This window comes from Affinundibacterium danionis, from assembly GCF_042432465.1.
GTDB classification, from domain to species: domain Bacteria; phylum Pseudomonadota; class Gammaproteobacteria; order Burkholderiales; family Burkholderiaceae_D; genus Undibacterium; species Undibacterium danionis.
Window position 1 is genome coordinate 1 of sequence record NZ_JBHLXJ010000018.1, and the last position, 22850, is coordinate 22850.

Annotated in this window: 19 protein-coding genes, 1 tRNA gene and 1 riboswitch; of the genes, 8 read left to right on the forward strand and 12 right to left on the reverse strand. The window is 46.0% G+C overall.

Annotation, left to right across the window (positions count from 1 at the left end; all coding sequences use genetic code 11):
• Positions 1 to 82 precede the first annotated feature (82 nt).
• Positions 83 to 159 (reverse strand) — tRNA-Met (locus tag ACFFJH_RS16210).
• Positions 160 to 356: 197 nt separating this feature from the next.
• Here ACFFJH_RS16210 and ACFFJH_RS16215 point away from each other — a divergent pair.
• Genes ACFFJH_RS16215 through ACFFJH_RS16235 form a run of 5 tightly spaced genes read left to right on the forward strand, consistent with a single transcriptional unit; the run spans position 357 to position 4644 of the window.
• Positions 357 to 926: an NUDIX hydrolase gene (locus tag ACFFJH_RS16215; RefSeq protein ID WP_390213985.1), complete on the forward strand. Its 570-nt coding sequence runs from the start codon at positions 357 to 359 to the stop codon at positions 924 to 926.
• A gap of 21 nt (positions 927 to 947) precedes the next feature.
• On the forward strand, positions 948 to 1715 hold the full coding sequence (aat, locus tag ACFFJH_RS16220; protein ID WP_390213986.1) for a leucyl/phenylalanyl-tRNA--protein transferase: 768 nt from the start codon (positions 948 to 950) through the stop codon (positions 1713 to 1715).
• A 48-nt stretch (positions 1716 to 1763) separates the two neighbouring features.
• Complete coding sequence (locus tag ACFFJH_RS16225) at positions 1764 to 2519, forward strand: arginyltransferase (protein ID WP_390213987.1); 756 nt, start codon at positions 1764 to 1766, stop codon at positions 2517 to 2519.
• Between the two features lie 28 nt (positions 2520 to 2547).
• Positions 2548 to 3591: a quinone-dependent dihydroorotate dehydrogenase gene (locus tag ACFFJH_RS16230; protein WP_390213988.1), complete on the forward strand. Its 1044-nt coding sequence runs from the start codon at positions 2548 to 2550 to the stop codon at positions 3589 to 3591.
• Between the two features lie 9 nt (positions 3592 to 3600).
• On the forward strand, positions 3601 to 4644 hold the full coding sequence (locus ACFFJH_RS16235) for an aldo/keto reductase (protein WP_390213989.1): 1044 nt from the start codon (positions 3601 to 3603) through the stop codon (positions 4642 to 4644).
• A gap of 168 nt (positions 4645 to 4812) precedes the next feature.
• Here the strand turns inward: ACFFJH_RS16235 and ACFFJH_RS16240 are convergent, their stop codons facing one another.
• The 3 genes from ACFFJH_RS16240 to ACFFJH_RS16250 form a co-directional block, all read right to left on the reverse strand.
• Entirely contained in the window at positions 4813 to 6033 is a 1221-nt protein-coding gene (locus ACFFJH_RS16240; protein WP_390213990.1) for an alpha/beta hydrolase-fold protein, read from the reverse strand.
• Positions 6034 to 6320: 287 nt separating this feature from the next.
• Positions 6321 to 7241: a peptidylprolyl isomerase gene (locus ACFFJH_RS16245; RefSeq protein ID WP_390213991.1), complete on the reverse strand. Its 921-nt coding sequence runs from the start codon at positions 7239 to 7241 to the stop codon at positions 6321 to 6323.
• A gap of 248 nt (positions 7242 to 7489) precedes the next feature.
• A complete protein-coding gene (locus ACFFJH_RS16250; RefSeq protein ID WP_390213992.1) occupies positions 7490 to 10420 on the reverse strand; it encodes a M16 family metallopeptidase in 2931 nt (976 codons plus the stop codon).
• Positions 10421 to 10614: 194 nt separating this feature from the next.
• On the opposite strand from ACFFJH_RS16250, the gene ACFFJH_RS16255 reads away from it, so the two are divergent.
• The 3 genes from ACFFJH_RS16255 (at position 10615) to ACFFJH_RS16265 (ending at position 13584) form a co-directional block, all read left to right on the forward strand.
• A complete protein-coding gene (locus tag ACFFJH_RS16255; protein WP_390213993.1) occupies positions 10615 to 10878 on the forward strand; it encodes a DUF2164 domain-containing protein in 264 nt (87 codons plus the stop codon).
• 297 nt (positions 10879 to 11175) lie between these two features.
• Positions 11176 to 12120, forward strand: coding sequence for a LysR family transcriptional regulator (locus tag ACFFJH_RS16260; RefSeq protein WP_390213994.1), 945 nt, complete (start codon positions 11176 to 11178; stop codon positions 12118 to 12120).
• Positions 12121 to 12129: 9 nt separating this feature from the next.
• Positions 12130 to 13584, forward strand: a complete 1455-nt coding sequence (locus ACFFJH_RS16265) for a pyridoxal phosphate-dependent decarboxylase family protein (RefSeq protein WP_390213995.1) — start codon at positions 12130 to 12132, stop codon at positions 13582 to 13584.
• Between the two features lie 58 nt (positions 13585 to 13642).
• Here the strand turns inward: ACFFJH_RS16265 and ACFFJH_RS16270 are convergent, their stop codons facing one another.
• From ACFFJH_RS16270 to ACFFJH_RS16305, 8 genes are all read right to left on the reverse strand, one after another.
• Positions 13643 to 14053 carry a RidA family protein gene (locus ACFFJH_RS16270; protein WP_390213996.1) on the reverse strand — a complete coding sequence of 137 codons (411 nt, stop codon included), beginning with the start codon at positions 14051 to 14053 and terminating at the stop codon, positions 13643 to 13645.
• Between the two features lie 45 nt (positions 14054 to 14098).
• On the reverse strand, positions 14099 to 14518 hold the full coding sequence (locus ACFFJH_RS16275) for an acyl-CoA thioesterase (RefSeq protein WP_390213997.1): 420 nt from the start codon (positions 14516 to 14518) through the stop codon (positions 14099 to 14101).
• Positions 14515 to 15702 carry an acyl-CoA dehydrogenase family protein gene (locus ACFFJH_RS16280; protein ID WP_390213998.1) on the reverse strand — a complete coding sequence of 396 codons (1188 nt, stop codon included), beginning with the start codon at positions 15700 to 15702 and terminating at the stop codon, positions 14515 to 14517. The genes ACFFJH_RS16275 and ACFFJH_RS16280 overlap by 4 nt, the downstream gene beginning before the upstream one ends.
• Positions 15703 to 16138: 436 nt before the next feature.
• A complete protein-coding gene (locus ACFFJH_RS16285; RefSeq protein ID WP_390213999.1) occupies positions 16139 to 16993 on the reverse strand; it encodes an enoyl-CoA hydratase family protein in 855 nt (284 codons plus the stop codon).
• A 15-nt stretch (positions 16994 to 17008) separates the two neighbouring features.
• On the reverse strand, positions 17009 to 17530 hold the full coding sequence (locus ACFFJH_RS16290; RefSeq protein ID WP_390214000.1) for a MarR family winged helix-turn-helix transcriptional regulator: 522 nt from the start codon (positions 17528 to 17530) through the stop codon (positions 17009 to 17011).
• Positions 17530 to 18315, reverse strand: a complete 786-nt coding sequence (locus ACFFJH_RS16295) for an SDR family NAD(P)-dependent oxidoreductase (protein ID WP_390214001.1) — start codon at positions 18313 to 18315, stop codon at positions 17530 to 17532. Before ACFFJH_RS16295 ends, ACFFJH_RS16290 begins: the two co-directional genes overlap by 1 nt.
• 1 nt (position 18316) lies before the next feature.
• Positions 18317 to 20710 (reverse strand): bifunctional salicylyl-CoA 5-hydroxylase/oxidoreductase, encoded by a 2394-nt coding sequence (locus tag ACFFJH_RS16300; protein ID WP_390214002.1) that lies wholly within the window; start codon positions 20708 to 20710, stop codon positions 18317 to 18319.
• A gap of 2 nt (positions 20711 to 20712) precedes the next feature.
• A complete protein-coding gene (locus ACFFJH_RS16305; RefSeq protein WP_390214003.1) occupies positions 20713 to 22359 on the reverse strand; it encodes an AMP-binding protein in 1647 nt (548 codons plus the stop codon).
• Positions 22360 to 22750: 391 nt separating this feature from the next.
• Positions 22751 to 22837, forward strand: a riboswitch (cyclic di-GMP riboswitch).
• Positions 22838 to 22850: the final 13 nt, after the last annotated feature.

The following is a 22850-nucleotide window of genomic DNA, read 5'->3' on the forward strand; positions in this document are numbered from 1 at the left end:
CAAGAAGGCGAAACTATCTACGCTGAATACGACAACGCCGCCGAAAAGCTTCTAATGGCTATCGGCGGCGCGTCTCTAATTGTGGTTGCGGGGGCAGGATTTGAACCTACGACCTTCGGGTTATGAGCCCGACGAGCTGCCAGACTGCTCCACCCCGCGTCTGATAGGTAGAACTATACAGGACTTTGCTGCTTTGCGCAATTTCTTTCTATGCTTAGACCTTTTTGCGCAGCCTAGCTTTATTACGGCATCATGACACTGAGTAGTTTTATCGCTTTGCTGGCGCAGAGAAACAGGCTGACGATGATACACTTTCATAGATTCGATTTATGCGCCTGTTCCGAAAGCATTACACCATGAAATTTTGCTCTGCCTGTGCTGCACCTGTGGCTTTAAAAGTTCCCGCTGACGATACGCGTGAGCGTTATGTTTGCACAGACTGTGGCACCATTCATTATCAAAATCCAAATATGGTAGTCGGCACCTTACCGATCTGGGATATCCACGGTGAAGTTAAAGTGCTGCTATGCAAACGCGCGATTGAACCGCGTTATGGCTATTGGACTTTGCCAGCAGGCTTTATGGAAAATCAAGAAACCTGCCGCCAAGCAGCGCAGCGCGAGACCATAGAAGAAGCTGGTGCGAATATAGAACTGCATGAATTATTCTCTATACTCAGCGTGCCGCATGTTGATCAAGTCCATCTATTCTATAGAGCCACTCTAATTGATACTAATTATCTGGCAGGCACAGAGAGCCTCGAAGTCGCCCTATTTGCCGAGCATGAAATCCCTTGGAATGAAATCGCCTTCCCTACCGTTGCTCAGACTTTGAAATTTTTCTTTGAAGATCTAAAAAAAGTTCAAGCTGGTGATCAATTTGGTTTGCACGAACATGATTTTTATAAATCGCATCGCCGTGACTAAAACTTTCAATGTTCGACACACATGATTCCTTGGTTAGAAATTGATAGCCCATTTCCCGATGTAGAACAAGCCTTGACGGAAGAACAAGGCGCTGCGGGTTTATTAGCAGCCGGCGCTGATTTATCCCCTGAACGCCTGTTAAATGCCTACCAGCACGGCATCTTTCCTTGGTTTTCTGAAGGTCAACCAATTTTGTGGTGGTCAACCGATCCACGTATGGTATTGAAGACCGCAAACTTTAAACTCTCTGATAGCTTAAAAAAACGTTTAAACAAATCACTCAAAGATCCCCGCTGGAGCTTTCGTTTTGATACTGCATTTGAACAAGTCATGCGTCACTGCGCAGAGCCACGCAAAAATCAGGAAGGCACTTGGATTTCAGAAGAGATTATCGCGGGCTATACTGCGTTACACCAACTAGGCTATGCGCATAGCTCGGAAGTGTGGCTAGACGGGGAACTGGTCGGTGGTGCCTACGGTATTAGTTTAGGTAGGATGTTTTATGGCGAATCCATGTTTGCCAAGGTCAGCGATGCGTCCAAAATGGCATTAACTCAGTTAGTTGTTTTCTTACGCAAGCACAATGTGGAGATGATAGACTGCCAACAAGAAACCTCGCATCTAGCAAGCTTTGGCGCCAAGCCCATCACACGACAGGCCTTTATGCAGCATGTGAATCAAGCGATAGCGCAAGACCGCATCCAAGATTGGCAGGCACTAGATTTATTCAGTTTAAAAAATTACTTACAATCCGTGCATCCCCAATCAACAGAGAGAGCGGAGAAATAAAAAACGATGCAATCCCAAACGAACTCCCCGGCGCACACCAATCTAGCTATGAATGACGATGACAAACCTGAGCATTGCGCTGAAGATAGCCAAGATACTGACGACTACATCACGCTACATTACTATGCGACCGCGCCTTATGCTTGCAGTTATCTAGATGATAGGCTGGCACGTTCGCAAGTTGCTACACCCACACATCTTATTGGCAATCAAGTCTATTCAGAATTAGTCAGTCGCGGCTTTCGGCGCAGCGGTGTTTTTATCTATCGCCCTTATTGCGATCATTGTTCGGCTTGTACGCCAGTGCGCACCCTAGTTCATGAATTCAAAACCAATCGCAGTCAGCGGCGCGCCCTGCAACAACATGCCGATTTGCATACTGAAATTTTGCCGTTAGAGTTCGTCGAAGAACATTTCGAACTGTATCAACGTTATCAAAGTCGTCGCCATGCTGGCGGTGGCATGGACCAAGATGGACGCGAGCAATACGCACAATTTTTATTGCAAAGTCGAGTCGATACACGTCTGGTCGCATTTCGCGATGCACAAGATACTTTACGCATGATCAGTATCATCGATATTTTGGACGATGGATTATCCTCGGTTTACACTTTTTACGACCCAGATGTGCCGCATAGTTCTTACGGCACCTTCAATGTTCTGTGGCAAATCGCCCAAACCAAAACACTAGGCCTCCCCTATTTGTATCTTGGATACTGGATAGAAGCAAGCCGAAAAATGTCGTACAAAACCAATTTCAAGCCGCTGCAAGCGCTAGTCGATGGCAACTGGCAATCCCTTTAATTTATTTCATTAGAGACTACTTCACATTATGTCCGATCAATTGCTCTACTCTTTAGCCCGACCTTTTCTCTTTTTCATGGACCCAGAAAGTGCCCATGACTTGACGCTACCGGGTTTAAAGCGTGCTCACAATATGGGTCTAACACGACTACTACCCAAGCCCGCTGCCGATCCGCGCAAGGTGATGGGAATTACATTTCCAAATCCAGTCGGTCTCGCTGCCGGTTTAGATAAAGATGGACGTTACATCGATGGACTCGCATCACTTGGTTTTGGCTCGATTGAAATTGGTACCGTCACCCCGCGTGCGCAGGCAGGTAACCCTAAGCCGCGTATGTTTCGCTTACCGCAAGCCAATGCCATCATCAATCGTATGGGATTTAATAACGGTGGCGTTGATGCCTTTGTCGCCAACGTACAGGCCTCGCGCTTTTATCAAGAAAAACAAGGTGTGCTCGGTTTAAATATTGGCAAGAACGCTGATACGCCTATCGAAAAAGCGGCCGACGATTATTTGCTGTGTCTGAGCAAAGTGTATCCTTATGCCAGCTACGTGACCGTCAACATCTCCTCACCCAACACTAAAAATCTACGTCAATTACAAGGCGCATCCGAACTCGACGATCTACTATCCAAACTCAAAGACGCGCAACAACGCTTAGCCGATCAACACAAACGCTATGTACCGATTACCTTAAAAATCGCACCCGATATCGACAGCGAACAAATCAAAAACATCGCCGAATCTTTATTGCGCCATAAAATTGACGGCGTGATCGCTACCAACACCACCATTACCCGCGATGCGGTAAAAGGTTTGCAGCATGGCGAAGAAGCAGGCGGTTTATCGGGTGAACCTGTATTTGAATTATCCAACAAAGTGGTACGCGCATTAAAGTCAGAACTCGGCGACGCGCTACCCATCATAGGCGTTGGTGGTATTTTTTCAGGCCAAGATGCAGCAGCCAAGATGAATGCGGGTGCCTCTTTAGTACAGGTATATTCAGGCTTAATCTATCGCGGCCCAGCCTTAGTGCGGGAATGTGCGTTAGCTATACGAAATAACAAATAAGAGTACACAATGAAACTAAAAAAACTAGGTAGCAGTGATTTAATGGTGTCAGAAGTATGTCTCGGCACCATGACTTTCGGTGAACAAAATACTGAGGCAGAAGCCCATCAACAACTCGATTTTGCGCTGGCGAACGGCATCAATTTTATCGACACGGCCGAAATGTATCCTGTCATGCCCCGTGCAGAAACCGTGCATAGAACCGAGCAATACATAGGCAGTTGGATCAAGCAATCCGGCCAGCGTGACAAGATCATCTTAGCCACCAAAGTCGCCGGTCCTGCGCGCGGTATGCCTTGGATACGCAACGGAGAAAATGATCTCGATGAAAAAAATATTCGTATCGCGGTTGAAGCCAGTTTAAAACGATTGAACACCGATTACATCGATCTCTACCAACTGCACTGGCCAAGTCGCAACGCGCCGATTTTTGGACAAAAAGATTTCGATCCCAATCTAGAGCGTGAATGCATCGCTATCGAAACGACCTTAGATGTGCTTGATAGCTTAATCAAAGAAGGCAAGATTCGTCACATCGGCGTTTCCAACGAAACGCCGTGGGGCGTCAGTGAATTCATCCAACATGCAATGCGCAAACAACAAGCGCGGATTATCTCTATCCAAAACCCTTACCACTTGATGAACCGCAGCTACGAGCAAGGATTAACGGAAACCTGCTATCGAGAAAATGTAGGTTTGCTTGCCTACAGCCCGCTAGCCTTCGGACGCCTAAGCGGCAAGTACGTTGACGACACGCAAGCCAAAGGACGCCTGACAAAATTTCCACCGACCTGGAGCCCACGTTATATGCGACCAGAAGTGATCGCCACCAGCGTCCGTTACACTGCGCTGGCACGAGCACATGGACTCACACCAACACAACTAGCATTAGCCTGGTGCTACTCACGTTGGTTTGTCGCAAGCACGATTATCGGCGCAACCGATTTAATCCAATTGGAAGAAAATGTCCGCGCAACGGAAGTTCGCTTAAGTGATGGGTTGATTGCAGCGGTAAATCAAATTCATGCTGAAGGAGCCAATCCGGCGCAGTAAGCAATTGGTAGGTTGGTGCTGAGCAAAGCGAAGCCCAACATTACTGAGCGACTATCCGGAAATTAAAAAATGCTGGGCTTCTCAGCCCAGCCTACAGCGCTGCTCCATGATGGAATACAGCTTACATGAGCGTCACAGCAATTTCAGCGTGACTCTTGAAGACTAATTTCACTTCGAATTTAGAGTATTGAGCGCAAGTAACCAAATGGGAACCCAAGTATTCATACTATGTCCTGACTTTGAATATTTTCGTTTTACGTCAGCACCCAAATCAAGCATCAACTTATCGACGATCTGTGTTTGTTTAAAAAAACCAGGCTCTAATTCACCGGCACCTAAGAAAATCTGTTTTCCTCTAACCTCCATGTTGTCTCTCGCTTTCCAAGTACCTGAAGACATAATAATCGCGCCATCAAATTTATCACGATTCAGCAATAAAGCATCCAGTGCCCAAGCACCACCATTTGAATAGCCTGCGGCATAACGTGCTTTCGGTTGCTCATCTTTTTCTATTGAATTACGAAGATTTATTGTCACAAAACTCATGAATGCATCAAAAATGAGCTGATTGCGACCGTTAAGTAATTCATCCATTCGCTTAGCTGAAGGATTCGGGATTCCAACAAAAACAAACTGATCAAGACTTATCTTATGACCGTACGCGTGCTGAACGAAAGTACGAATCGACTCACCATCTGCCACATAAATAACATAGCATTGAGTGATCGTCTTGACACAACTTTTTCCTTTAAACACATAAACCATTTTAGATTCGAGATTCGGCGCAGAGGGATAAGTAACTTCTTGATATAGAGCACCACCGCTTTCCAAGTTTCCACGTACAACAGGCCACTTCTCAACTAACACCTTTTCGGAAAGTTCACGGCCATCAATGCTTATTCGAGGGGGCAATCTTCCCGCAAGATTAAATAACATCAAATCAAGCTTAGATTTACTAATACCCTTAAATCTTACTCTAATCGCAAATAAGTCAGTATCGATAGCTTGAAGAAAAGTTGAGATTTCACCAGAAAAGGCAGGTAGATCATAGAAACTAAGATCACTTTTTTTAACCCTCGCAGCTAATATCAAAGAATCATTATAGATTTGGTAGGCCACCGAATCGACGAACTGCATCAGCCTTACCTCTTCGATTTCACGTTTATCGAGAGGCATAGCACAAACTTGGAGATAGCCTTGTTCACTGTCATTGTTCGTGCACTCACGAATTACTCCTAATTTAATTCCAGTGAAATCATCAGCATAAACTAAAGGCGGTTGAAAAATCGATAGCACAGCTAACATCAGAAAACAAAATACCGCGGAGAGACGCCTTCTTTTCATTGATTCTTCATCCTCAAAACTAATGTCCATAATGCAGTTACTCATTCGTCCTCCAATTTATTAGTGCAATATTCGAATCACGAAAAAAATTATTAAACTTACCAACATTCTCAAGCTAATACTGCGCCTTCAAAAACTCTCGATACGCGACAATAGTAACGAGCAAAGTCATAGCATCCATATGTCTCGCATTCACTTTCATAAACCGCTTGTTCGCTTGATTCAAACTCTCAAACAAATCATGCGCGGTGGCCTCAGGCGTCGTAGTGTCGTTTTCACCTGCGATAATAAAAATCGGAGACTTTGCGTTTTGTAAGAACCGTCAACTAAGTTTATTTAACCACGCGCACCGGAATCGGCACATTACACAATTCAATATGATTCGCAGCAAATTTGTACCAATCGCCACCGCGGTTTCTTTGTGCTTCGACTAGCGCTTTAAAGTTCGCTGTGTCGGTGCGGAAAACTTCTAATTTAGTCCGTTCGGCATCTGGTACATCCGCGGCGAGACGCACTGATTTAATCGGGGTGCGCTCTTCTGCTTTCTCGTAAAAACCCAATGCACCCGTGCCGCGAGGCAAACTGGATAGTAGTTCTATCCCATACATCACACGACCAACTACAGTGATGTTGCGATCTAGATTACGAGGCGCATGTCCCGTGACTGCATACAAAGAACTACCATTACCGCTGTCGGTTTCATTGCCGCGGGCGACGCCGATTGCGCCGTAGCAATGGGTAAGCCAAGTTGTTTGTGTTTTAGGGTCGCGAGCGGCAGCGAAGCTGTTCACATGTCCGACTTGCGGTGCGTAACCATCCACGTCTGGTAAACGCGTGAATTGCGCGTCTTTTTTATACTTAACGGTAAATTCGCCTTCGACTTTTTTAGCTGCGTTTTTGAATTCTCGCTTTTCACTTGGATCGCCCCATTGCGCGACGTAGTTGTCGTGTGACCGTATCATCGCTAAGCCATCAAAGTAGCCTTCTTTGACTAAGGCTTTGATATTCGCCACATTTTTCGGCGCGAACTCAGGTGCCAGTTCAATCACAACTCGACCTTTTTCCATATCAAGATAGAGTGTATTGTCTGGATTTAAAACACGCCAATCACTAGCCTGTGAGTTTTTCAAAATGTCCTGCATCGTTGGTTTCACGGCCGGTTTAGATTTATTCTGCGCTACCGCTGCGCCGCTCAACGCATAAAATGAACTTGTTATCGTAGCGCAAACCAGTAGAGTGATTTTTTTATTCATGATGAAAGTCTCTTTCTTTTTATTGATTAGGTAATTTACCGAAGCGAAAAACAATGGGATCAAAAAAATAATACTTATGTTTGAGGGCTCTGCGTAGGGTGCGCCGCGCGCACCGTTAGCTATCCATGCAACTATCTATGCTTAATGGCGATGGTAAGCGCGGCGCACCCTACTTTATCGTTTTCAATTTTTATAAATGAAAATGAGAAAGTAAAGCTTAGAAAAAGTTTCATTTTCTGATCATAAATTTATTTACTTGCATCCTTATTCGCCTCTTTAGCAGACTCCGGATACATCACGACTTGTATAAAATTCTTGGTATCCAAATAGCTCTGTGCAGCGGTTTGTATATCTTTTGCGCTCAGTGCCTTTACTCGCTCATCAAAAGTAAATATCTCCGCAGGATCATCTTTATTTTGTAAAGCGCTACTCATCGCTGACAACCAAAAACCATTAGTTTTAATACTTTCTTTGCGATTTTTTAGCCAATTTTCTTTGACCTTATTCAATTCATCTTCAGTAGCTGGCGCCGCTTTCATCTCTTCAATGAGTTTAAAACTACTATTCAATAATTTTTCTACATTTTCTGGCCCGCTCGGCAAAGCTAAGACGAGTGAGTAGCCTTGATACGGAATTCGTTTTAAGGAACCTGTAACTCTCGGGCTATACACGGCACCTAACTCCTCACGCATCTTCGCCGTCAAGCGCAACTGTAGAACTTCGACCATCGCAGAAAAACGCAAACGTTCTTCTATACTCATAGGTCTTTCACCATGCAACTGCAAGGTGACTAAACTTTGAGGCTCTTTACCGACGAAAATATTTTTCTTGATAATGCCTTGATTCGGACGCAGCCCATGATCTTTGATGCCAATTTCAATATCGTGCGTCGGCAAACTGCCTAAATACGTGAGCAATAGCGGCTTCACCTTTTCTATATCAAAACTACCTACCATAAAAAACGTAAATCCTTTGGCGCTAGAAAAACGCGCCTGATAGATCTGCATCATTTTGTCTAGATCTAATTGGGCAATATGTTCGGGCTTGGCCAACACGGGAATGCGCGGATGCGCGGGGAAAGTCGCTTGTATAAATTGCTCCTGAAACACCGCTGCAGGATTCGCCATTTGGTTTTTCAGCGCGTCCATTTGTTTGCTCACAAATGACTGAAACAAGATAGGGTCTTTACGAGGCTGCGTCAGGACTAAATTTAAGACTTGCAGCATAGATTCAAGATCTTCTTTATTAGAGCTACCGCTGATACCCTCGCTGTTCTCGCCAAAAGTGGTCGAGACATTAGCGATTTTACCGGCCAGTATTTTGCTCACATCGGTAGGCGATAAATCTTTAATCCCCATAGAACCGACCACGGTGGTTGCATAACGGCTTTGCAGATAATCCGCATCGTCAATCAAGGCGGTACCACCAGCACGTGTCGCGCTTAACAGGATTTGGTCGCTCTTAAAATCAGTCGATTTCAATACGACTTTTACGCCATTACTCAAAGTTAATTCGGTCGTACCCAATAAACTGTTTTGATCTTCTTTTACGATATGGCCTGGCGTTGGTGCTTGCTCAAATAAAGACTTCGCCAAAATTTTTTCGGTTCTGGCGCTAACTACTTTTTGTTCCGCTGATTTGACCATGGCCTGCAATTGCGCAGCGTCAGGAATAATATGATCTGGTTTGGTACTACCCTGATACATAATTAATTTGGGCGCATCAGCTGTCAAAACTGATTTGGCAAAACGATTGATCTCGTCTAACTGTATGCCATTGACGATCTCTTTATGAAATACATATTCCGCTTCGATACCCGGTATAGATTCACCACGTAAAAAATTACGAATAAACTCTTCGGCCAATGAGCTGGACTGCGTTTTCTCTCTCTCCTTGTAGGAATGCTCTAAATTTCGCAGCGAATTCAATTTCGCGCGCTCAAGTTCGGCAGCACTAAAACCAAATTGAGCCACTCGTTTATTCTCTTCTATCAAGGCATCTATCGCGACTTGCACCCCAGCTTTACCTATCGCTGCAGAGGAATTAACTTCTTGATAGTCGCCAATAATCGAGCTAACTCCGCTGCTTCCTCCTAAGAAAGGCGGGTTCGGCACCTGCGTCAATTCTCGCAAGCGCTCAGCCAACATGGAGTTGAAAAAATTTTGAATCTTACGCTGACGATAGCTACCAAACTTCCCATCGTTTTTATTCAAATAACGTGCCTGAGAAATACTGATCGATGAAATATTCATTTCTGTATCGGTAGCAATCACTGCTTCACCGATATTTTTTAGAGGGATACTCGCTTGGGTTCTTGTACGCGGTTTAGCAGGATTCTTCAAACCGGAAAAATGCTTTTCAATCAAACGCTTAACTTGATCCGTATCGACATCGCCAACCACGACCACTGCCATAAGATCGGGACGATACCAGTCTTTATAAAAGCGTTGCAAAGCTGAGTATGAAAAATTCTTAATGACCTCTTCTTTACCTATGGGCAAACGTTCTGCATACTTAGAACCATGTAACACCTTAGGCAAAATTTGTTTACGAATACGGTCGCCGGCACCTTTTCCCAAGCGCGCCTCTTCCAGAACGACACCACGTTCTTTATCCACTTCGGCGGGATCAAAACTCAGACCACTAGCCCAGTCCGACAATACCAAAAATGCTTTTTCTAAGTTCTCCGGTTTATCGGTTGGGATGGGCAGAATATAGACAGTCTCATCGAAACTCGTATAAGCATTTAAATCGGCACCAAACTTAACACCTATGGATTCCAAAAAAGAGACCAATTCGTTTTTCTTAAAATGCTTACTGCCGTTAAACGCCATATGTTCCGTGAAATGGGCTAAGCCTTGTTGATCCTCGTCTTCCAATACGGAACCTGCCTTAATCACCAAACGTAATTCTGCTTTTTGTTCTGGCTTACTATTTTTTTGCAGGTAATAAGTTAATCCGTTAGCCAGCTGTCCCTTTAATAATTTAGGGGAATATGGGATCAATTGATTGGCAGCGTAGCTTGCGGCATTGATCGAGGTCTTCGCAGCAAGCTTGTTGGGTGCTTTACTAGGAGTCTGAACTATGTTTTGCTCCGTATTCGGCAATGCTAAGGCCAAGACCGGTGTCACAGCCAAGCTCGAGATCAGTACCAGTTCATGAAAATAATTTGATCGCATAAAAATATAGGGATAAGAAAGAACAGCAAACAAAGTACAGCAACTTTGCAAAAAAGACAAATTGAATCGCAGCTAAAATAGGTGATTTAAAGCGTAGAAATTCAATCTAAAACAAGATCTAATGGGATATATATCCTTCATCAGGTAAGAACTATCAGTTACACTTTTCATCCTTCCTCCAACTATACTCAATCATGAACATTCAACTTAAAACCGATGTCCGCAAACAAGCGGTCGAATCCTTACAACGCTATTTTGATAGTAATATGGAAGAACATTTAGGCAATCTGCCGGCTAATAATTTACTTGACTATATCTTGGAAGAGATAGGCCCGAGTATTTACAACCAAGCGGTTCGTGACGCACAAGATCATTTGCAAACACGAATTCAAGAATTAGATATTGATGTACACGCCGAAGAATTTAGTTATTGGACCAATCTCAAAAAACGACGTTAGTGATCTACCTAAGTCATTCTTCAATGCGCATACCGCAACATCAGTATGCACAAATAACAATCACTCCTTAGCTTTCACAATTTTAAAAATCGCTTATGATAATTGGTTGATGTTTAGCTCGATGATGCACTTCAAAATGCGGGTGATATACCAAGCTTCATAAAGTTTCTATGTCATGCTCGTAACGTACAAAAGTAAAGCTTTGAAGCTTGGTAAAGTTTTCAAAAACTACTATATCAATCGATCTGAAAAATCCGAGATAAGTTTGATTCTAATAAAAGCAAAGAAATACCCGCCATGAGAAAACGCCTGCCGCCCCTATTTTCACTCCAAGTATTCGAGGCCGCTGCGCGCCATGGAAAATTCAACTTAGCGGCGCGCGAATTACAATTGACGCAAAGTGTGGTCAGTCGTCAAATCAAACAACTCGAAGACTGGTCAGGCTTGAATTTATTCTCGCGACACGGCCCACGGGTAGAACTGACCAAAGAAGGCCAAGATCTACTAAGTCGCCTCAATGCACCATTGAATGCCTTGCATGAAGCGGTTTATTCAAGTACCGAGACTGAAGGTAAGACGCTGCAAATTAACACCTTGGTTTCCGCAGCGCTGACACTCTTACTGCCGCAATTAGATGAATTTAGGCGAGCACACCCGGATATTCATCTCAGCATTCAGGCCGACTATGCGTTAATGAGTTTGCCACCTAAATTGTCGACAGTTGCAATCCGCTTTACCAGTCGTCCAGACCCAACGCTCCAATCACATTTATTAATCAATGATCGTTTAGTGGTAGTCGGCACACCAGATTTGGTCAAAAAACTCGGCAAGAATCCCAGTAAATGGCCAGCGTCCCAATTGCTGCGGCACACCCATATGGATTGGTCATCTTGGACTAGTTCGCAGAACCTGCCAGAGGCACTAGATGTCGATGGTTTGGAATTCAATGATGCTGTCATCCTTTTAGATGCAGCGAAACGTGGGCTTGGCTTGGGTATCTCTCGTTTATCCGTAGCGTGGGAAAGCCTGCAAAAAGCAGAACTAGTTTTAGCCTCTAATCATGTTTGCATTTCCCCCTTTAATTTCTATCTAATGTACCGTCACGATTGCGCCGACATCCCAGCTATTCGCACATTCACTTCATGGGTGACTACGGCCACTAAAGTTTGGGAAGATAGATTGAAGCAATATGATAAGAAATCCTCTAAAAACAGTAGAACATTGACTAAAACTACTTCTTAGGAAAACGCTATGGATCAGCGGCCCAACACAACACTCGATTACAGCGCACAAGAACTGCACTCTGTTTTACAAAAAACGATAGCACTCGTCATTGATCAATACGACAAACTCGAACAACAAAAAGGCTTTCATGCGTTTGAACAAAAAGAAGTCGCCTCTTGGTTCGACGAGCCTTTGCCCTTAGCTGGTAGCGATGCGCTCGAGTTATTGGAATTGGTTAAAGAACGCGTACTCGACACTGCCACTGGCAATCTCGGTCCCAATATGTATGCCTATGTTATGGCAGGTGGCAATCAAATATCGACTATCGCCGATTTTTTGGTATCAACCATTAATCAAAACGCGACCAAATGGCATCTAGGCCACGCCATGACCGAAATCGAAAAACGCGTAGTAGCTTGGACCGCTGAGATGATAGGCTATACGCCGGAAGCAGGCGGCGTTATGGTCAGCGGCGGTTCTGCAGCGACCTTAACTGGGCTCACAGTCGCCCGCAATATCTTTTTCCGCAAACATAATGTCAATAAGAACGGCCTGTTTGGCATGAAGCCATTCACCGTTTATTGCAGCAAAGAGACCCATAGCAGCACCGACAAAAGCGTGTCTTTACTTGGCATAGGTACCAATAATTTACGCAGAATTGCGACTGATGCTGATTTTAAAATTGACCTTACCGCACTAGAGCAACAGATTAACGCTGATATCGCAGCAGGTTTCACGCCCTTCTGCATCGTCGGCAATGCAGGCACCGTCAATACGGGTGCCATTGACGATTTAACGACCTTATCCGCTATCGCCAAACAACACCAGATGTGGTTACACGTGGATGGCGCCTATGGTGGTTTAGTATCGTCTTTACCTGAACTAAAAGAAAAATATGCGGGCATGGAACTAGCTGATTCTATTGCGCTCGATTTTCATAAATGGTTGTATCAACCGTTTGAAATCGGCTGCACTTTGGTGCGTAACTGGGACGTTTTACGCGAATCTTATTTCAAGCAAGCGGACTATCTCGATACCTCATTAGAAGCAAAAAGCGACCGCTTAGAATTTAACGAACACTACTTCCAATTATCACGTAACGCCAAAGCCTTCAAAGTTTGGATGTCTTTAAAGGCCTATGGCTTTAGCAAAATTCAGGCGATGATGCAAAAAGATTTGGACTTGACTCGTTATCTGGAACGACAAGTCATCACAGCACCCGATTTTGAATTGAAATCGAATAGCGATTTGGCGATTGCCTGCTTCCGTTATATTGGTCACGATCTACCTGCCGAAAAAATTGCTGATATCAATCAAAGACTGATTCCGACGCTGGAAAACGATGGACGAGTGTTCATCACAGGTACGCGCTTGAATGGAGAATTTGTGCTACGCGCGTGCATCATTAATCATAGAAAAACTGAAGCATCAATTGATTATTTGTTGAAGGTTATTCGCGACGTAGCTTCTACCTTAGTTTAATTCGTTGGATTTGTTCGATTCGATTGATTCGATTGGTTCGATTGATAAGTTTTAGGGTTCACTTTGTATCCAAGCTTTCATCTGGCACTATCGCAGTGACTTCAATCTCAACTCGCGCTCTATCCTCTATCAAACCCGCCACCTGCACTGCAGCCATGGCAGGAAAATGCTTGCCTATCACATCGCGATAAGCGGCACCGATTTCTTTATACGCAGCGACATATTCTTTTTTATCAATCACATACCATGTCATGCGCACGATATGCTCAGGTTTGGCGCCACCTTCAGCCAAGACTTCGACAATATTTTGCAATGCTTGGCGTGTTTGTCCTGCGATATCGTCACAATGAAATTGCTCTTGTCCATCCCAACCTATCATGCCCCCCACGCAAATCGTACGACCTTTGGCAGCAACACCGTTCGAATAGCCGCGAGGTCGAACCCAGCCTGGTGGTTGTAAGAAGTCCATCGTCTTTCCTTTCAAAATAAATTCTTTGCGCTAGCACTAGCGCGCTTACGATACTAAATATATCTGCATTTGTTCACGTAATGCGCTAGGTAAGGCAATCGCCTTGCGCTCTTGTACCTGTGCCATCACCAATACGAGACGAGCTGTGAGTCGTAAATCTTGTTCTTGCCCCAGCATACGAATTTCTACCGTCGCAGATGCGCGCCCTAGTTTGATGACACGTAACTCAGCGATCAATTCATCGCCCATCACGCTGGTTTTTACAAAATCGGTTTCTATATGCACAGTCGGCAATCCTATGCCTTGCACCATATGCATTTCATGAAAACTCATGCCCAGGCCTTGCGCACACCAGTCTTCGACTACGCCATTGATCAATTCAAAATAGCGAGGATAAAACACGATACCCGCCGGATCACAATGCGCAAATCGTATGCTGATCGGTGTGCGAAACACTAAGCTCATAGCTTGGCATCCTTATAGTCTTTCAGCATTTCACGAGCGATGATCAATTGCTGCACTTCGGTCGCGCCTTCGTAAATGCGCAATGCACGAATTTCGCGATACAGTCTTTCCACGGGCACATCACTCCTCACGCCCATGCCACCAAACATTTGTACAGCGGCGTCAATCACCTCTTGCGCACCTTCGGTCGCGACCATCTTCGCCATCGCCGCTTCTTTGGTGACACGCTGCCCTTGATCCCGTTGCCATGCTGCGCGATACACCAGCAATGCAGCACTATCTATCGTAGTCGCCATTTGCGCTAACTTGGCTTGTGTTAATTGAAAATCCGCTAGTGTTTGTCCAAACATTGGACGACTGGTTGCACGCGCCATCGCTTCGTCCAAAGCACGGCGCGCAAAACCTAAAGCGGCAGCGGCAACCGAGGTACGAAATACATCAAGTGTCGCCATCGCCACTTTAAACCCTTGCCCGCCCTCACCTATGCGCTGACTGACTGGCACGCGACATTGATTGAATTTCAAACGTGCTAAAGGATGCGGTGCGATCACGTCTATGCGTTCGGCAATTTCAAAGCCTTCGGTATTCGCGTCAACGATGAACGCTGAAATACCGCGTGCGCCAGCCGCCTCACCCGTGCGCGCAAACACCACATAAAAATCGGCGATGCCACCGTTTGAGATCCAAGTCTTTTCACCTTCCAACACGTAATAATCGCCTTGCACAGCGTGTATCAAGGTAGCGCTACATTGCATCGCGGCGACATCCGAACCCGCGTTCGGTTCGGATAAAGCAAAGGCGGAAATTAATTTGCCTTGCCCGACTTGTTCTAAGTAAGTGACTTTTTGTTGTTCGCTTCCAAATAAGCTAATCGCACCTGTTCCTAATCCCTGCATCGCAAACGCGAAATCGGCTAAACCGGAATAGCGCGCTAAGGTTTCACGCAAGATGCAAATCGCCCGCGTGTCGATCACGTCTTGATTTGCTCCGTAGGCTTTGCCACCGATTGCATGTTTGAGCCAGCCAGCGTCACCTAGTTGTTTGACTAAATCACGGCAAGCTTGATCTACATCGCTGCCATGAGTTTGATGCAAATTCTGGCTCACCCAATTGTCTAATTTTATTTGTAATTGGCGGTGTTCTTCGTTGAAGAAAGGCCAGCTTAGGTATGAAGTGTCTGACATGTGTGTCCTATTATTTGTTTAAGCGAGTGATGACTTCACATCAATTACGCATGCATTCTGTTTCTGTTTTTTAACTCCCTTCTCCCGCAAGCGGGAGAAGGGGCGGGGATGAGGGTACTTCAGCGAGTCGCAAAGTTCATTCAATTCCAGAAATCCATTTTTCAATTCTGAACGCACAACTCACAAATCTGAACTACCCTCACCCCAACCCTCTCCCGCTTGCGGGAGAGGGAGTTTAGGACATATCTCCTAGTACGGCATATTGCGCTCAACGTGTTGGCGGCGCGGGTTACACCCGCCCTACATCTTAAATTCATCATCAACCTACGCAGCGAAATTCAATTCCAGGGATGCAGTACAAGGCGCAAACCGCAGCAATACCTTGGTATTGCGAGGATTTGCACCGCCGTAATGCGCCCTGCAATTGGATTTATCTTTAATTACCCTCAAACTTTGGCTTCTCTTTTTTAACAAACGCATGATAAGCCCGATGGAAATCATTGGTCATCATGCAAATCGCTTGCGCCTTGGCTTCTGCATCGATGGCTTGATCGATACTCATATCCCATTCTTCATGCAGCATTTTTTTGGTCATCGCATGCGCAAAAGTAGGGCCATTCGCGAGATTGCTGGCGTAGGTTTGCGCGGCGCTAATCACTTCATCTGACTCGACTAATTGATTAAAAAATCCCCAGCGCTCGCCCTCTTCGCCAGACATGCTGCGTCCGCTGTATAACAAATCAGAAGCGCGGCCTTGTCCAATAATTCGAGGCAAGATTGCACAGGCTCCCATATCGCAACCGGCGAGTCCGACACGTGTGAATAAGAAAGCTGTTTTACTGCGACTAGTAGCGATCCGAATATCCGATGCCATCGCAATGATTGCACCTGCGCCTGCGCAAATCCCGTCGACAGCGGCAATAATCGGTTGAGGACAAGCTCGCATAGCTTTAACTAAATCGCCCGTCATTTGAGTGAAGCGGAGTAAGCCAGGCATGTCGAGTTGTGTGAGTGGGCCGATGATTTCATGCACATCGCCACCCGAACAAAAATTCTCACCTGCGCCCGTTATCACGATGGCTTTAATATCGTCCGCATAACACATAGCACGAAACAAATCGCGTAACTCGGCATAAGAATCAAAGGTCAGAGGATTCTTGCGCTCGGGTCGATTCAGCGTAATCGTTGCGACTTTATCTTTGACTTGATAGGCAAAATGTGTGGCTTGATAATTTACTAGTGATAAATGATTGCCAGGCAAATCGCTGGTTTTTCCTGTAAGGTAATTCATAGTAATTTTATTCTCTCATTCATGCTCATTGTGTTTGCCAGCATTAAAACTCGCGCTCAAGTCTGATTTCACGCTCGACAACAAACCAATCATTTGGCTTTTTTGCTCTGCATCTAATCCAGAAAATAGCTCAGCAACCCAAGCTTCGTGCACGCTCGCCATGGTTTTAAATGCTTTACATCCAGCTGGCGTGAGTTTCACGCTATAGGCGCGGCGATCTTGTTTATCCGTCACACGCATCACTAGGCCTTCTTGCTCTAACTGATCAGTAATACCCGTGATATTGCCGCCCGTGACCATCATACGTTTGGATAATTCGCCCATGCGCAAACCGTCTGGATGGCGCTCAAGCTGCGCCATCAAATCAAAGCGCGGTAAGGTGATATCAAATTCAGCGCGTAAGCGATTGCGAATTTCGTTTTCTATCATGACTGTGGTCGATAACATCCGCAGCCATAATTTTAAAGACTGATGATGATCTTGGGTTAGGCGGGTTTCCAGATCGATCGTGTCGTTTGCGATTTCGTACTGACGCATCACATCACCTCACCGCCAGCGATCGCAATCGATTGACCGTTTTGCGATGCGCTCGCTGGCGAACACAGCCACAACACGGCATCAGCAACTTCTTCAGGTTGAATCAAACGCCGTTGCGGATTAGCCGCTGCGAGTTCGGCACGCGCTTGTTCTTCGCTGCGACCCGTCTTTGCCATGATATTAGCTATCGCATCGCGCACGATGTCTGTTTCGGTATAGCCCGGACACACCGCGTTCACTGTCACACCTTTTTGTGCCACTTCTAAAGCGAGGGATTTGGTTAAACCAATCACGCCATGTTTTGCGGCGGCATAGGCTGCGACATACGCATACCCCTTCAGCCCTGCCGTACTCGCCACATTCACGATACGTCCCCAAGATTGCGCCAGCATCGCGGGCAAGACTTGTTGTGTACACAAAAAAGTCCCAGTCAAATTGACAGCCAACATCTGCTGCCATTGCGCTTCGCTGGTCTTTAAAAAAGAAGCAGAGCTGGCTTGTCCCGCATTATTGATCAAGATGTCGACCGTGCCAAAGCGCTCGACAGCCTGCGAAAAACCCGCGCTGACAGATGCGCTGTCACTGACATCCATCACTATGGTCTGCATCAAGCCAGCATCGTTTAACCGCTGCTGCGCGGTGTGTAGATTTGATTCTGAACGTCCGGTGATGGTGACTTTGACACCTTGCACTAAGAGTGCCTGCGCAATCGCGTAACCGATCCCGGTCGCACCGCCAGTCACGACGGCGTGTTTTCCAACTAATGCTGGATGAAAGAAGTTCATATCAGCCTTCCAATAATTTTGCTGCAATTTCTTGTGGGCTCATGCCACGACTTGCCGCTGCCACTTGACGCTCGCGTTCGAGATTGCGCTCCAATTGCAATTTGCCGGCGATGTAGGGTTTAGGCCAACTGATGTCGGTAAAACCGAGCTTGGCTGCTTCATGCAAAGTCCACGCAGGATCGGCTAAATGTGGTCTAGCAATCGCACACAGATCGGCACGACCTGCGGCGATAATGCTATTCACGTGATCGGCTTCAAAAATCGCACCAACAGCAATCGTTGCAATCTGTGCTTCATTGCGGATACGATCCGAAAACGGTGTTTGAAACATGCGGCCATATACCGGTTTTTCTTGTTTGCTGACTTGACCCGACGAGCAATCGATCATGTCAGCACCTGCCTTTTTGAACAACTTGGCGATTGCGACAGCATCATCGGGCGTAATACCGCCCTCCACCCAATCGTGCGCGGAAATACGCACGGACATCGGCTTATGCGCTGGCCAAACGGCGCGCATAGCAGCAAATACTTCTAATGGATATCGGCAACGATTTTCCAAACTACCACCGTATTCGTCGCTGCGCTGATTGGTCAGCGGAGAAATGAAACTCGATAGAAAATAACCGTGTGCACAATGCAATTCCAACCAATCGAAACCTGCATCGTTGGCGGCGATGGTCGCTGCGACGAATTCATTCAACACCTGCCTCATTTGCGCTACCGTCGCAGCTTTGGCGACTTGCGACACAGTTGGCAGATATTGTTGCGCAGACGCTGAGATCAATGGCCAATTGCCTGTATCTAAAGGTTGATCGATACCATCCCAAGCGCGTTTTGTAGAACCTTTGGCACCTGCATGTCCGAGTTGTACAGCGATCTTGGCATCACTATTGGCGCGTACAAAATCAACGATGCGTTTCCATGCTTGCGTATGTTCTGGTGTATATAAACCGGGGCAAGCGGGTGTAATTCTGCCTTCTGCCGAGACGCAGGTCATTTCGGCGAATACCAGACCAGCGCCACCCATCGCACGGCTGCCGAGATGCACTAAATGATAATCGCCAGCGACACCATCGACCGCAGAATACTGTGCCATCGGTGACACCACGATGCGATTTTTCAAGACCACATCGCGTACTTTAAATGGTGTGAACATCGGTGGAATCGTTTGCTTAGTTTTAGGCATGTCAATGCCAGCTTTGGCAAAGGCTTGCTCGGCAATCCAAGCCTCAAAACTACGCACATAATTTGCATCGCGCAGGCGCAAATTCTCGTGTGATAAACGCTGACTGCGCGTCAACATCGAGTAGGCAAATTGCGGTGCTTGCATCGCGGTGTATCGCTGCACGTTTTCAAACCACTCCATCGAGTTACGTGCTGCACTTTGTATCTTCAACACTTCTATCGCACGTAGGTCTTGATACGCGTCCATCACCGCTTGCATACCATGCTCTCCATGTTGCGCGAAACAGTTAGCGAGCTCTATCGCGTCTTCCAGTGCCAGCTTGGTTCCCGAGCCGATAGAAAAATGCGCGGTATGTGCAGCGTCACCCATTAAGACCACAGGAACGTCTTTGCCATTAATCTGATTCTGATGCACCCAACGCTGACAAATTATCCGTGGAAATTTGATCCAACTCGCTGAGCCCCGCAAATGGCTGGCATTGCTCATCAAGGCATTGCCATCCAAATACTTGGCGAATAATTTTTCGCAAAATGCGATCGCTTGCGCCTGATCCATTTGATCGAGACCCGCTTTCAACCACACCTCTTCCGGTGTCTCGACGATGAAGGTCGCTGTGTCACCATCGTATTGATAGGCGTGTGCTTGAAACCAGCCATGTTCGGTTTCTTCAAATGCAAAAGTGAAGGCTGAGAATAATTTTTTGGTACCTAGCCAAACAAAACGGCATTTGCGCGTATCAATATCGGGTTGATAGGTCGATTCATAGCGCGTGCGAATTCGACTATTCAATCCATCGCTGGCGATCACCAGATCAGCGTCAAAGGTTTGCGCTAAAGCTTGGTCATCTTGTACGTCGGTTTCAAAGACCAATTCCACACCTAATTGTTCGCAGCGCTCTTGCAGAATATTCAGTAAACGTTTGCGACCAATGCCGCAAAAACCATGTCCACCCGATGTGACGACCTGCCCTTTGAAATGCACATCGATGTCATCCCAGTGATTAAAGGCTTGCAGTATGGTCTTGGCAGTGGGTTCATCTGCTTTCACCAAATTACCCAGAGTCTGATCCGAAAACACCACGCCCCAACCAAAAGTATCGTAAGGACGATTGCGCTCAATCACTACGATACGATGTGCGGAATTTTGCTTCTTCATCAGCAAAGCAAAGTACAAACCAGCGGGACCGCCGCCTATGCAAAGTATGTTCATAATTATTTTGCCGTAGTCGTTTTTAATTTAAAGCGCTGCACTTTACCGGTCTCCGTGCGCGGCAAAGCATCTTTGAATTCTATGCAGCGGGGATATTTATACGGGGCGACATTCGCTTTGACGAATTGTTGAATCTCGCTAACCAAGGCCTCACTGGCCAAAGGATCACTCACCTTACTGGCGTCACGCAAGACCACAAAGGCTTTGACGATTTGCCCACGCTCTTCGTCAGGCAAACCTACCACCGCGCATTCAGCGACCGCGGGATGCTTTAAAATGATTTCTTCGACTTCGGGACCTGCGACGTTGTAACCCGCGGTAATAATCATGTCGTCGGTACGCGCGCGATAATGGAAGTAGCCTTCGGCATCCATTTCATACGCATCACCGGTTAGATTCCATCCATTCAAGACATAATTCTTTTGTCTGTCGTCAGCCAAATAGCGACAACCGGTCGGCCCCTTGACTGCCAATCTGCCTGTCACACCTACGGGCGCTGGATTTCCCTGTTCATCCAGCACACAAGCTTGATAACCAGGCACCGCTTTGCCCGTAGCACCAGAACGCGCATGCTCGCCTGCTGCGGAAATAAAGATATGCAACATCTCAGTAGCGCCTATGCCATCTATCATGATGAGCCCCGTGGCAGCTTGCCAAGCTTCTCGCGTGGCGGCTGGCAAAGTCTCTCCCGCTGACACGGTTTTTTTCATCGACTTTAAAGAAAAATTCGGTACCATCGGTAGCATTTGGCGATAGAAAGTCGGTGCAGTAAAACAGACCGTCGCTTGATATTCATCAATCGCTTTGAGCAGCGTTTCTGGCGTGAGTTTTTCTAATAACACCGCTGTCGCGCCAATCCTCAAAGGAAATAAGAGCAAACCACCGAGACCAAAAGTAAATGCTAGCGGAGGTGTACCAATAAACGTATCGCTGGGCTGCGATTGCAAGATCGAACGCGGGAAGCAATCACAAATCGCCAACACATCGCGATGAAAATGCATAGTTCCTTTCGGCATCCCCGTCGTGCCTGAGGTAAAGCTAATCAGACAAACATCCTCAGCATGCGTATCGACTGCAACAAAGCTCGTCGGTTTGGACTGCATCACTTGGTCGACAGAACCCACTTCCTCAGAATTAAAATATTTGATCTGCTGTAAGACTGGACTTAATTTCTGCGCAGCGTCTAATTCCTCATGCAAAGCTGCCGAACACAGCGCAGCGGAAATTTGCGCCTTATCGATAATCACACTCAACTCTTTCGCACGCAGCAAAGGCATGGTCGGTACTGCGACACAACCGACTTTCCACACCGCCAAAATACAAGCTGCCATCATGGGATTATTTGCACCACGCAATAACACTCGATTGCCTGGTACTAGGCGCATCTCATCCACGATGACATGCGCAATTTGATTCACTGTGGCGCACAACTCGGCATAGGTCCATACCGCACTAGCACTGCGGATTGCAATTTTGTCGGCAAATCCTAGAGCGGCGATATCTTCTAAAAAAGCATTCGCGCAGTTAAGGCGTTCTGGATACTGCAACTCAAGTAAATCAAAGAGCAATTCTGGCCATTGCTCTGGAGGCGGTAAATGTTCAAAAGCAAAAGTATCGACATGCGCAGATTGAAAGAAGTGCTTGGACATCAGTCGGTCTCCATAGGGTAGTTCGCGCATTTCTCTATTTTTATGCTTTTTGTAGGAAAATCGCAGAGGGAATGCATTGCTGAATAATTACTTTAAACCTAAACTATTTAAAGGTAAAGCAATTATTCTGATTTTCTACTCATCTATTGATCATATTCAATAGTCGCTAAACGCCCATTAACCACCTATAACAGAAATCCCAAAGAACAAGGATTTCCTCAATATACAATCTGTAATTGAATCAACAACTTCATAATTATTTGAATACAGAAATGGTATTTTCGACAGTGGAATACACATTCGTTTGCAATTGCAATGCGAATTTGAGCAAAATCCGCTTGAACAAATAATTGGCGTCAGTAGACTTGTTCTTAGTAAGTTTTATCTTATTTTTTACAGAGGGCAAACTCGTTGAAAAACGAGGACGCAAAGCCACCGGCCTAAAGCGCATAGTCGCAATGGTAGCGGGGTTGCCAATGAATCACATCAGC